At 72.8% G+C, this 11780-nt stretch carries 11 protein-coding genes; 3 read left to right on the top strand and 8 right to left on the bottom strand.

Annotation, left to right across the window (positions count from 1 at the left end; translation table 11 throughout):
* Nucleotides 1-414: 414 nt before the first annotated feature.
* Entirely contained in the window at nucleotides 415-1170 is a 756-nt protein-coding gene (locus L2C96_RS31105; protein ID WP_237338739.1) for an MSCRAMM family protein, read from the bottom strand.
* Nucleotides 1167-2840, bottom strand: coding sequence for an MFS transporter (locus tag L2C96_RS31100; protein WP_272883481.1), 1674 nt, complete (start codon nucleotides 2838-2840; stop codon nucleotides 1167-1169). The genes L2C96_RS31105 and L2C96_RS31100 overlap by 4 nt, the downstream gene beginning before the upstream one ends.
* A gap of 134 nt (nucleotides 2841-2974) precedes the next feature.
* On the opposite strand from L2C96_RS31100, the gene L2C96_RS31095 reads away from it, so the two are divergent.
* The gene (locus L2C96_RS31095; RefSeq protein WP_237338738.1) at nucleotides 2975-3625 is read left to right on the top strand and encodes a TetR/AcrR family transcriptional regulator; all 651 of its coding nucleotides are present in this window, start codon (nucleotides 2975-2977) and stop codon (nucleotides 3623-3625) included.
* Between the two features lie 200 nt (nucleotides 3626-3825).
* Here L2C96_RS31095 and L2C96_RS31090 read toward each other — a convergent pair whose 3' ends face one another.
* From L2C96_RS31090 to L2C96_RS31070, 5 genes are all read right to left on the bottom strand, one after another.
* Complete coding sequence (locus L2C96_RS31090; RefSeq protein WP_020422909.1) at nucleotides 3826-4020, bottom strand: hypothetical protein; 195 nt, start codon at nucleotides 4018-4020, stop codon at nucleotides 3826-3828.
* A gap of 610 nt (nucleotides 4021-4630) precedes the next feature.
* Nucleotides 4631-4990 (bottom strand): hypothetical protein, encoded by a 360-nt coding sequence (locus L2C96_RS31085; protein WP_237338737.1) that lies wholly within the window; start codon nucleotides 4988-4990, stop codon nucleotides 4631-4633.
* Nucleotides 4991-5336: 346 nt separating this feature from the next.
* Nucleotides 5337-6302, bottom strand: coding sequence for a catechol 2,3-dioxygenase (locus L2C96_RS31080; protein ID WP_237338736.1), 966 nt, complete (start codon nucleotides 6300-6302; stop codon nucleotides 5337-5339).
* Nucleotides 6303-6320: 18 nt separating this feature from the next.
* On the bottom strand, nucleotides 6321-7361 hold the full coding sequence (locus tag L2C96_RS31075) for a 4-oxalomesaconate tautomerase (protein WP_027936605.1): 1041 nt from the start codon (nucleotides 7359-7361) through the stop codon (nucleotides 6321-6323).
* The gene (locus tag L2C96_RS31070; protein WP_237338735.1) at nucleotides 7358-8065 is read right to left on the bottom strand and encodes a 4-carboxy-4-hydroxy-2-oxoadipate aldolase/oxaloacetate decarboxylase; all 708 of its coding nucleotides are present in this window, start codon (nucleotides 8063-8065) and stop codon (nucleotides 7358-7360) included. Before L2C96_RS31070 ends, L2C96_RS31075 begins: the two co-directional genes overlap by 4 nt.
* 187 nt (nucleotides 8066-8252) lie before the next feature.
* On the opposite strand from L2C96_RS31070, the gene L2C96_RS31065 reads away from it, so the two are divergent.
* Nucleotides 8253-9536: an MFS transporter gene (locus tag L2C96_RS31065; protein WP_237338741.1), complete on the top strand. Its 1284-nt coding sequence runs from the start codon at nucleotides 8253-8255 to the stop codon at nucleotides 9534-9536.
* 465 nt (nucleotides 9537-10001) lie between these two features.
* On the top strand, nucleotides 10002-10796 hold the full coding sequence (locus tag L2C96_RS31060; RefSeq protein ID WP_237338734.1) for a DivIVA domain-containing protein: 795 nt from the start codon (nucleotides 10002-10004) through the stop codon (nucleotides 10794-10796).
* Nucleotides 10797-10890: 94 nt separating this feature from the next.
* Here the strand turns inward: L2C96_RS31060 and L2C96_RS31055 are convergent, their stop codons facing one another.
* Entirely contained in the window at nucleotides 10891-11670 is a 780-nt protein-coding gene (locus tag L2C96_RS31055; RefSeq protein ID WP_237338733.1) for a glucose 1-dehydrogenase, read from the bottom strand.
* Nucleotides 11671-11780 lie beyond the last annotated feature (110 nt).

Raw genomic sequence — 11780 nt, 5'->3', positions numbered from 1 at the left:
GTTCGGCGACCCGCGCGCCCCTGCCGCGGGCCGTGCAGCTGCGCCGCCTCGGCGGTCCGTGCGTGCCTGCCCTCGCGGGTCACTGCGTCGATCTGGCCGCGGCTTGGCGGCGCGCCCGCCCCTGCCGCGGGCCCGTGCGGCTGCACTGCCTCGGCGGTCCGCGCGTGTCCGCCCTCGCGGGCCACTTCGTCAATCTGGCCGCGGTTCGGCGACCCGCGCGCCCCTGCCGCGGGCCGTGCAGCTGCGCCGCCTCGGCGGCTCGTGCGTGCCCGCACTCACGAGACACTGCGACGATCTGGCCGCCGTCCGGCGGCCCGCCGCCCCGCCACGGACCGCCGTCTCCGCAGCCGCCGCTTGATCGCCGCGCTGCCAGCCCGCCACAAGACCACCGCTGCAGCCGGCCTCAACCCTCCACTAAGGACCTTCCAGCACCAGCTCCGCGGTCACGGCGTCCGCCGGGATCGTCGTCACCACCGGGCGGCCCGCGGCGCTCGTCAGCGTGTACTGCCCGGCGCTCACCCGCTCGAACCGGTACGTCCCGTCCGCGCCCGTCACCGCCGCGGCCACCGCCCGGCCGGACGCGTCCCGCAGCTCCAGCGCCAGCCCGGCGACCGGGCGGCCACCGGCGGTCACCCTGCCGGTGAGGGTGCTGTGCGTGTCCAGCTCCAGGTCGACCTCGTGCTCCCGCCCACCACCCAGCGGCACCACCGTCGCCACCGGATCGGCGCCCGGCGCGGCCGCCACCAGCGTAATCTCACCCGCGTCGACACCGGTGATCCGGTAGCCACCGTCCGGATCGGACACCGTGCTTGCGATGACCTCCCCGCCCGCGCCCACGGCCGTCACCGCCGCCGTCGCGATCGGCCGCCCGCTGTGCCGGTCCCGCACCACCCCGCGCACGCTGGTCGCCGGTTCGAGCGTCACGTCCAGCGGCGCGGCCCCGGCCTCGACCGCGACGACCGTCGCCTGCGGCTGGAACCCCGCGCGCGCCACGATCAGCACGTAGTTGCCCGGCGCGAGCCCGCCGAGCCGGAACGATCCGTCCGCCGCGGTACGAGCACGGGCCACCTGCGCGCCGACCCGGTCGGTCAACGTCAGGGTCACGTCCGGCAGCGCCCGCCGCCCGCTGCGCACCCCTCCGCTGAGCGTCACCTCTGCCGTCGTGGTCATGCCCGCTCCGCCAAGTCGATGTCGTGCCGCTGCGTGACCCCGGCGCCGACCGAAACCGTCTCGTGCACCGCCGGGTGCTCCACCGCCACCAGCGACAGCGGCTCCGCGGGCAGCGCCGCCAGCGCGAAGGCGCCGTCCGAACCGGCCGCCGCGCTCGCCGCGACGCTCCCGTCGGCCCGGTGCGCGGTCACCGTGACCACCGCCGCGCCACTCGCCCCGCGCACGGTGCCCGACACGCTCCGTTCGGCCGCGGCCCGGCGCCGCGCGGGCAGGAACGCGGCGACGAACAGCGCCACCAGCGCCGCGCCCGCGCCGATCGCCAGCACCACCCGGAACCCGTCCTGCGACGGCACGGTGACCGGCCCCAGCGACACGGTCATCTGCGCCAGCACCACACCCGCGACCGCGCTGGAGGTGGACGTGCCGATCGAGCGCATCAGCGTGTTCAGGCTGTTCGCCGACGCGGTTTCCGACACCGGCACCGCGGACATGATCAGCGCGGGCATCGCGCCGTAGGACAGCCCGATCCCGGCGCCGATGACGCACGAGGCGATCAGCAGCTGCCAGACCTCGCCCATCAACACGATGTCGAGCCCGTACCCGATCGCGACCACGAGCGCGCCGAGCATCAGCGTCACCTTCGGGCCGCGTGTCCGGGAGATCTTCGCCGAGACCGGCGCGGTCGCCATCATGACCAGACCGGACGGCGCCATCACGAGGCCGGCCATCAGCATCGTCTGACCGAGCCCGAACCCGGTGGCCGTCGGCAGCTGCAGCAGTTGCGGCAGCACCAGCGACATCGCGAACATGGCGAACCCGAACACGACCGACGCGATGTTGGTCAGCAGCACCTGCCTGCGCGCGGTGGTGCGGAGGTCCACCAGCGGTTCCCTCGTGCGCAGCTCCCACCAGCCCCACACCAGCAGCACCACGACGGCGCCGACGAACAGGCCGATGGTCAGCCCGTCGCCCCAGCCCCAGTCCCCGCCCTTGGAAATCGCCAGCAGCAGGCACAGCAGCGCGACCGACAGGCCGAGCGCGCCGGGCAGGTCGAACCGCCCGCCGGTGCGCACCGACGACTCCGGCACGAACGACACCACCAGCAGGAACGCGACCACGCCGAGGCCGGCAGCCGTCCAGAACAACACGTGCCAGTCGGCGTTCTCCGCGATCAGCGCCGCGGCGGGCAGGCCGAGCGCGCCGCCGACGCCGAGGGAGGCGCTCATCATCGCGGTCCCCGAGCCGAGCCGTTCGGCGGGCAGCTCGTCGCGCATGATGCTGATGCCCAGCGGGATCACGCCGGAGGCCAGGCCCTGCAACGCGCGGCCGACGATCATCGGCACCAGGCTGCTCGACAGGCCGCAGGTCACCGACCCCGCGATCAGCAGGACGACGCTGACCAGCAGCATCCGCCGCTTGCCGTACATGTCCCCGAGGCGCCCGACGGTCGGGGTGGCGACCGCGGCGGCGAGCAGCGTGGCGGTGATGGCCCACGCGGCGTCTGCCGGTGACGCGCTCAGCAGGCCGGGCAGCTCGGGGACCAGCGGGATGATCAGGGTCTGCATCAGTGAGACGACGATGCCGGTGAACGCCAGCACCGCGACCACGCGGCCGGTCCGGGCCACGGGCGGCGCCGGGTCGCCCACGTGACGGGCAGGGGCAGAGGACATTGCCGGGGCCTCCGGTCGGTTTAAATCAATCGATTGACTTAGCCTAACAGGCCTGGTCAGGGCGCAGGCGGGTGATCGGTAAAATGCCTGGATACGGGCTGCCTGGCCCGTCCTGGGACCGGCAGGTGGTGACGATGACGACGAAGACAGCCCGGTCCGATCGCGTCACCGCCACGCGGGAGGCGATCCTCACGACGGCCGAACGGCTCTTCGCCGAGCACGGCGTGAACGCGGTGTCCAACCGGCAGATCAGCGAGGCGGCGGGGCAGGGCAACACGGCCGCGGTCGGCTACCACTTCGGCACGAAGGCCGACCTGGTGCGCGCGATCGTCCGCAAGCACACCGCCGAGATGGAGCGGATCCGCGACCGGATGGTGGCCGAGGCCGGCGAGTCCGACGACCCGCGCGACTGGATCGCGTGCATGGTGCGGCCGGCCGCGGAACACCTGGCGGCGCTGGGAAACCCGACGTGGTTCGCCCGGTTCAGCGCGCAGGTCACCACGGATCCCGCGCTGCGGGACATCTTCGCCGAGGACGCCCTGTCGTCCCCGTCGATGGTGAAGACGCTGGAGGGGTTGAAGCGGTGCCTGCCGGAGCTGCCGCCGGAGGTGCGTGCCGAGCGGAGCGCGATGATGCGCCAGCTGATGGTGCACATGAACGCGGAGCGGGAGCGCGCCCTCGCCGACGGAACCGCGACGCCGCGGCAGAACTGGCACGACGCGGCGACCGGCATGATCGACGCCATCGTGGGGATCTGGATGGCCCCGGTGACGCCCGCGTCCTGAGCCCGGCTTGCGGCGGTGCGGCCGGCTTGGAGCGGTCCGGCTGGCTTGCGGCGCGGCTGGCTTGGGGCGGTGCGGCCGGCTTGGGGCGGGTGTGGCTGGCTTGCGGCGGCGCGGCTGGCTTGCGGCGGTCCGGCCGGTTTAGGGCGTCGGCCGCGTCGTGAGGTCGGGTGGTGACGGTCCGGTGGGCCCGGGGCGCAGACTCAGGTGTCGGACCCGCCGTTGTCCGACCCGCGCTCGCGCTCCCCGAAGCCCGGCGGCTCGCCGTAGCCGCGTGGCACCCGGTCGAACTGCCCGTAGCCGGGACGCCCGCCGTCATCGGAACCGGCGGTCGCCCGCCCGACCGTGAAGCCACCCACGCCCCCGAGAACGAGCACAGCCGCGGCGATCCCCGCCACAACGCCCACCCCCAGGCGGCGCTTCCCGGGCCGAGGAGAAGTGCCGGACGGCGCGCCAGGAACAGCGGCCGCGGCGGCAGCCGCGTGTGCCGCCTGGGCGGGCGTGGCCCCTCTGGCGACTGGGGCGGGAGGTGTCGCCAAAGGCGTGCCCGGTGGTGCCTGCGTAGGCGCGGCTTCGCCTGCAGGCACCGCATGCGATGCCTGCGCGGGCGCGGTCCCGTCAGGGGCTGCGGCGGGAGGTGCGGCCCCCGCCGCAGTTTCGGCCGGGGTGGCGTGCGGTGCCTGCGTGGGCGCGGTTTCGCCCGATGCTGCGGCAGGAGGCGCCGCAGCATCGCCGGCCGGAGCCGCGGGCGGCGCTTGCGCAGGCGTGGTCGCATCGCCGGCCGGCCTGCTCGCGGATTCGTCGCGGGGCTTGTCGTCGTGCACGGGCGTCCTCCTGTCCGGGCTCACATCGTGACGTGCCGGCCTGAGAGCACCCGCAGAACAACCTGTGCACCGGCTATGCGGGCGCGTCCTGGTGCGTCCGTGGCGTTGGCACGGCGACTGAGCCGGAACACTGGTCCAGCGCTCCCGGGCCGGGAAGGTAGGGCCGGGCCCGGGAGCGCCCGGCTCACCTTGTCAGCGATCGGGACCGCAGCGACCACAGGACCCCGGCCGCGAGCGGCAACGCGACGGCTTCCCGGGACGATGGCGCCAACGCCACCACCGCGGCCGCCGGGCCCGCGAGCAGGAAGGCCAGCCGGAACGTCGCGGACCAGCCGCTGAGAACCACGATCCCGGCCAGGCTTGTGCCATCAACCCCAGTGTGATGGCCGGTCATCGGGCGACCGTTGCGGCGCAGCAGTTGCCCTGCGGTGGGGGCCGGTTGGGCGTGGCGGCGGGCGCCGCCGTCGACGGTCGGATTGCCAGATCGGCGCACCAGTTGGTGCACGGTTGGGCGCTCCAGCGCGGACGGCTGGAGGACGCGCATCAGATGGCGTCGAGGTCGCTGGTGGCGCGGTAGGGTGCGCATGTTCTGTCTCGATCCAATCGTGAGTGGACAGGGCGAATCAGGCGCGGGCTCCTGTTGCCGCAGGGCCCGCGCCTCCATGTCGGCCCAGAGCTGCTGGGCCGTACGGGGCATCATGCACTAGTCACGGATGAATAATCCAGAACGACTCGCCGCGCTAGAGCAGCCAATTTGAACGCAAATAATCGCGGTCCTCAGATAATCAGAAACATCTGAACAAGATTCACGTCTCCGGCTGGGCGCAAGTGAAAGGGGCCGCCCCGAAACGGGACGGCCCCGACGCAACACGCAGCCCAACCGGACAGCCTCAAGCCTCCACGGGCGGCGTCCCGTGCGTGTGGAACGACTCGATCGTCTTCAGGCCCCACGCCTGCCCCTTCGCCCGCTCGGCCTCGGTCCACGTCACCGGCTCCCAGTCCGGCGCGAAGATCAGCCGCGCGGTCGGGTTGCACAGCTCGATCCGGTTGCCGCCCGGCTCGTAGACGTACAGGAAGAACGTCTGCTGGATCGCGTGCTTGTGCGGCCCGGTCTCGATGAACACGCCCTTGTCCAGCGCGATGTCCGCCGCGCGCAGGATGTCCTCGCGCGTGTCCGTCGCGAACGCGATGTGGTGCAGCCGCCCGGACGAGCGTGTCCAGTCGTTGGTGTAGACCAGATCGTAGGACTTCTGCGCGAAGTGCGTCCACTGCCCGGAGATCACCCCGCTGTCGAGCCGGATCTGCTCGGTCACCCGCCCGCCGAGCGCGTCGCAGATGAAGCCGCCGTTCGCCGCCGCGTCCTGGGCCAGGTAGTTGACGTGGTCGAGCCGCCGCACGCACACCCCGCGCGCCGGGTACGCCTGGGCCTGGTTCTTCAGCGACGGCCGCAGGTGCTCGGGCGGGTCGTACTTCTCGGTCTCCCAGTAGATCTCCATCTCGTGCCCGTCCGGGTCCCGGAACACGTACGTCGGCCCGATCCCGGTGTCGCCGTCGGCCCAGCCGACGCCCAGCCCGCGTTCCTCGATCGCCGCGACCCGCCGCTTCAGCGCGGCCTCGCTCGACGCGCGCATCGCGGTCCGCCCCACGCCCGAGGTCTTCGCGGCGGTCAGCTTGACGCTGTGGTGCTCGTAGTCGTCCCACGTGCGCAGGTAGACGGAATCGCCCCGCGAGCCGTTCTCGGTCAGGCCGAGGACGTCGACGAAGAACTCCAGGCTCTTCTCCGGTTCCGGGGTGAACAGCTCGACGTGGCCGAGGTGCGCGATCTCGTGCCGGGGCGAGGGTTCGAGGTGGGGCATCGGTGCCTTCCAGGATTGTCAGGGACGGGGAAAAACGGTGCCGTCGAACAACTTCCGCGCGGTGCGGATGACGGTCGAGCGCGCCACGCGCGGCCCGGGCGCCAGTTCGACGCCGACCTCCAGCGTGCCGCTCGGGTGCTCGACGCCGACCGGCGAACCGGGCGGCGGCGCGGCGAACAGCTCGTGCCCGGCCGCGCCGTCCAGCATCAGCGCGGTCACCACGCTCACCGCGCCCAGCACACCGATCGACGGGTGCGGGCGCAGCGGGATGAACGTCCGGGTGCAGATGGCGCCGCCGTCGCGCGGCGCGGCCACCAGCGTCGTCTTCGGCACCGACGCGCCGCTGACGTCGCCGAGCCCCATCCGCTTCCCGGCTTCCAGCCGCAGGTCCTGAATCCGGCCGGCCAGGCCGGTCAGCTCGTCCGCCGCCTCGTAGCCGGTGATCCCGAAGTCCGCGGCGCGCGCCACGACGACCGGCATCCCGTTGTCCACACAGGTCACCGGGATGCCGCCGATCTCGTCGACGACGTTCCCGGTGGGCAGCAGGCTGCCGCACACCGACCCCTCGGTGCCGGTGAACTCCAGCTCGACCGGCGCGGCGGTACCGGGCACGCCGGAGATCGCCGTAGTGCCGCTGTAGTCGACCCGGCCGCCGGGCGTGGCGAACGTCGCGACCGCGATCGAGTCGGTGTTGACCATCCGCACGCGCACGCTGGTGCGGTCGCCGCCGGCGGGCACCAGGCCGCGCTCGACGGCGAACTGGCCGACGCCGGCGAGCAGGTTCCCGCACGTCTGCCGGTCCGAAACGGTCGCATCCTCGATGCCGACCTGCAGGAACAGGTAGTCGACGTCCCGGTCGCCCCCGGCGGGGGAGACGATGGCGACCTTGCTGGTGACCGGTTGCGCGCCGCCGAGCCCGTCGAGCTGCCGCGGGTCGGGCGTGCCCATGATCCGCAGCAGCAGGTCGTCGCGCTCGGCGGGATCGGCGGGCAGGTCGGAGGCGACGAAGTACGCGCCCTTGGACGTGCCGCCGCGCATCAGCATGCAGCGCACACTCATTCGCGCTCCAGCTTCGCGTACTCCTCGGCCGTCAGGTACCGGACGCCGAGATCGGCGAGCTTCTCCCGCAGCCCGTAGCGGTCCAGCCCCAGCTCGCCGGCGCGGAACGCCTGCCGCGTGGCCTCTTCCTTGTCCGCGCGGGCCCGCGACGCCCGCAGCCCCTCGCCGACGAGTTCGCGCGGCACGCACAGCACACCGTCGTCGTCGGCCAGGATCGCGTCGCCGGGGCGGATGGTCTGCCGGCCGATCACGACCGGCACGTTGACCGCGCCCGCGGTCGCCTTCACCGTGCCCTGCGCGCTCACCGCGGCCGACCACACCGGGAAACCCATCGCCCGCAGGTCCGCGACGTCGCGCACCCCGGTGTTGATGACGAGCCCGCGCACCCTGCGGTGCTGCAACGCGGTGGCGAACAGCTCGCCGAACAGCCCGTCCCGCGAGGGCGACGTGGTCGTGACGACCAGGACGTCGCCGGGGCGGCACTGCTCGACCGCGGCGTGGATCATCAGGTTGTCGCCCGGCCAGCACAGGGCCGTCACAGCGGTGCCGCCGATGCGGGCGCCGTCCTGGATCGGCCGCAGGTCCGGGCCGAGCAGGCCCGTGCGGCCCAGCGCCTCGTGCACGGTCGCGACGCCGAACTCCGCGAGCGCGGCGACGTCGTCGCCGTCGGCGCGGGGCGGGTCGGTGACGATCACCTTGTTCACGCCGGGACCTCCTCGGCGCCGGTTGCCTGCTGTGGCATGGCTTCCTCTCCTCGCTTCGGCTCGTGCTCCAGCCAGCATGCTTTTTGCGGCCAAAATTGTCAACAATCTTGTGTGCACGATCGTGCACCGGGTACTTTCGCCGTCACTTTCCACTGGCTCGACGACGAGAGGGACACCGATGTCCGTGATGGAACAGAGGGATCCGGCGATCGCCCGGCTGTCGGTCCGGGTCACGGCCCTGTGCTGGGTGCTCGTGCTGCTGGACGGGCTCGACCTGTTCGTCTACGGCGCGACCCTGCCCGGGGTGCTCGCCGACGAGGGCTTCGGCCTGACCGCCGTGACCGGCGGGACGATCGGCAGCCTCACCACGTTCGGCATGCTGCTCGGCGCGCTCGGCTCCGGGATCGTCACCGACCGGATCGGCAGACGGAAGATCATCCTGACCGGTGTCGTGGTCTTCTCGCTCGCCTCCGCGGCCTGCGCGGTGGCGCCGTCGGTCGAGGTGTTCGGCGCCGCCCGGTTCGTGGCCGGCGTCGGCCTCGGCGGGCTGCTGCCGTCGGCGATCGCGATGGTCATGGAGTACGCGCCGCCGTGGCGCCGGAACCTGAGCGTGACCATCGTGATGACCGCGCACCAGGCGGGCGGCGCGATCGCCGGCGCGCTCGCGATGTCGGTGGTGGAGTCGCTGGGCTGGCGCTCGGTGTACTGGCTCGGCGCGCTGCCGCTGCTGGTGGTGCTGCCGGTGGTCCACCTGATGCTGCCGGAGTCGATGACCTACCTGCTGGCCAGGGGCCGGCGGGCGCGGGCGCAGGCGATCGCCGACCGCCACGGGGTCGCGCTCCAGCCGTTCGAGCCGGAGCGGACCGAGCAGCGGCCGGGCAGCCTGCGCGCGCTGTTCACCTCGTCCGTCGCGCTCACCACGATCCTGTTCTGGATCGCCTCGTTCGGCGGGTTGCTGCTGGTCTACGGCGTGAACACCTGGCTGCCGACGATGATGCGCGGCAACGGCTACCAGCTCGGGTCCGCGGTCAGCTTCCTGCTGGTGATCAACGTCGGCGGTATCGCGGGCATGCTCGTCGCGGGGCGGCTGGCGGACCGGTTCGGGGCGCGGCCGGTGGCGATCCTGTGGTTCGCGCTCACCGCGGCCGGGGTCGGGCTGCTGGCGATCAGGATGCCGCTGCCGCTGACCTACGTCGTGGTGTTCCTGACCGGCGGCTGGCTGTTCAGCGCGCAGACGCTGATCTATTCCAGCGTCGGCGCCCACTACCCGGCCGGCGTGCGCGCGACGGCGCTGGGCTGGGTGTCCGGCATCGGGCGGTTCGGCGCGGTCTTCGGGCCGTGGCTGGGCGGCGTCCTGGTGGCGAGCCGGCTGTCCGGGCTCGGGTTTGCGGTGTTCGCCGTCGCGGGCCTGCTCAGCGCCGCGATGGTGGCGCTGGTGCGCAAGCCGCCGGTCGTGGCGGGCGCCGGGTAGGCGGTCCCCGGGGCACGCGGGTTGAACCACCGGGGACCTGGTCGGCGTCGCTGCCCGGGCAATGACGAGACCTGGGTCCACTGTCCTCCGGCTCGCGCAGGCGCGGTAGGGGGCACCGCGTAGGCGGCGAGGAACACGTCGACCGCGTCCGATCCCGGTGAACGGGTTCTCCTTGTCGCCTCGGTGCACCTCTACCGCGCCGCGCCGCACCCGGACGGCCCGCGGGGCTTGCAGGAAGCGTGATACCACCCGCACCGGTGACCGTGGCCGGTCTCGTGCTCACGGCGGGCAGTCGCTTCCGGGTGTTCCGGGCCGTCGGCCGCACGAACGGACTGCGCGGAACGCCCGGTCGTCACGGTGCGATGGCCGGTGGCGGTGCCGCGAGGGTGGCCGGCAGGCGTTGATCTTCAGCCGAACGGGGAACAGTCGTTTGCAGGGGCAGGCGGCGCGATCGAGACTCGGGGCATGGTCAACAGCGGTGGCAATGACATCCTGGCCGATCGCGAGATCGACTTCTCGTCGGCTCTGCGTGGCTACGACCGCCGGGAGGTCGACGCCTACATCCGCCGGCTGCGCGCGCGGGCCGGGCACCTGGCGAGCGAGCTGGAGGAGAAGGAGCGGCGCCTGTCCGAGCTGGGCGGTGACACGTCGGTGCCGCTGCAGGTGGTGGGCTCCGGCAACATCGGCGCCCGCGTCGAGCGGATCATCGCCCAGGCCGAGCTGGAGGCGCGGGAGATCCGCGAACAGGCCGAAAAGGACGCCGCGGAGATCCGCAAGGCGTACGAGGACCAGGCCGACGAGGCCCGCCGCCAGCGCGAAGACCTGGCGAAGCAGGCCAACGAGGAGGCGCTGGCGATGATCCGCCGGGCCGAGCAGGAGGTCGAACGCCTGCGCGGCACCCGGCAGACGCTGCTCGCGCAGCTGGTGCGGATCGGCGAGATCATCGACTCGGCAGCCGAGCAGGCGGCGCGCACCCCGGAGCTCCACCCGCCCGCACTCCCGTTGCTGCCGACCGGGACCGAGGAAGCGGTCGCGGCGGAGTCCGATGAGGACGATGCGGTCGCCGAGGTCGTGGAAGCGGAGACCGCCGAGGCACCCGAGTCCGATGTGGACGAGACCGAGACCCCTGCGGACGAGATCCCGGACGCGCCGGAGCCCCGCAAGCCGGCCGAAACGGGCAAGATCAGCCCCGCGATCCTGGCGGCGAAGGCCCGTCGCCAGGCGAAGCAGGAGAAGGCCGCCGCGGCGGCCGAGAACTGACACCCGGCCCGGCAAGAGGGGTGCGGCGCGAGGCGTCGCACCCCTTTTCTGGTTGGTCTGGGACCGCCGCGTCAGCTCACCGGATGTCCATTGCTCATGCGGCCTCGGACGGAAGGGCGGGGCCGAGGAGGAGTCCACCGTCGACGACGTACTCCGACCCCGTGATGAACGACGCGTCAGAGGACGCGAGGAACAGCAGAAGCCGGGTGACGTCGGCCGGCTCACCGAGCCGGGGGATGGCGAACGGCTCGGGGGAGTAGAAGTCGGCGATCGCCGCGGTGGCGCCGGCTGCTGGTTCGTTGATGAAGGGGGTCGAGATCACGCCGGGGTGGACGGCGTTCACCCGGATGTGGTCGCGGCCGAGTTCGAGTGCTGCTGTTCGGGTGAGGCCTCGCACGGCCCACTTGCCGGCGACGTACGGCGCGTAGTGCGCCGTGCCGCCGAGGCCCATGGTCGAGCCGATGTTGACGATGGCTCCTCCTCCCGCACGGCGCAGAGCGGGGGCGGCGACCTTGATGCCGAGGAAGGTCCCGGTGAGGTTGACGTCGAGGATGCGCGACCACGTGGCCAGGTCCGTGTCCGCGATCGTCGCGGGCGGATTCTGCACGCCCGCGTTGTTCACGAGCACGTTCAGGGCGCCGAAGGCGTCCTCGGCGGCCAGCACAGCGGCGGACCACGAGCTCTCGTCGGTGACGTCCAGCCGGACGAAGCGGGCGCGGGCCCCGAGCTCATCGGCGAGAGCGGCGCCGCGTCGTGCGTCGATGCCGCCGATCACCACGTTCGCTCCCTCCGCGTGGAAGGCGCGCACGTGGCTCGAGCCCTGGCCGCCGGTCCCGCCGGTCACGAGCACGGTCTGGTTGTCGAAGCGGGGCATCGGATGTTCCTCCGGACGGGGGCGACGAGTGGTGAGCCGGTCGACTCACCATCCACTTCGACACTAGGTTGGCCGCGGTGGTGAGTCAAGCCACTCGCCTCGTATGCTCG

It is taken from the genome of Amycolatopsis tucumanensis (genome assembly GCF_021654135.1).
Lineage (GTDB): Bacteria > Actinomycetota > Actinomycetes > Mycobacteriales > Pseudonocardiaceae > Amycolatopsis_E > Amycolatopsis_E tucumanensis.
The sequence above is the reverse complement of the archived record's forward strand: the minus strand, read 5'-3'. Positions and strand labels throughout refer to the sequence as shown.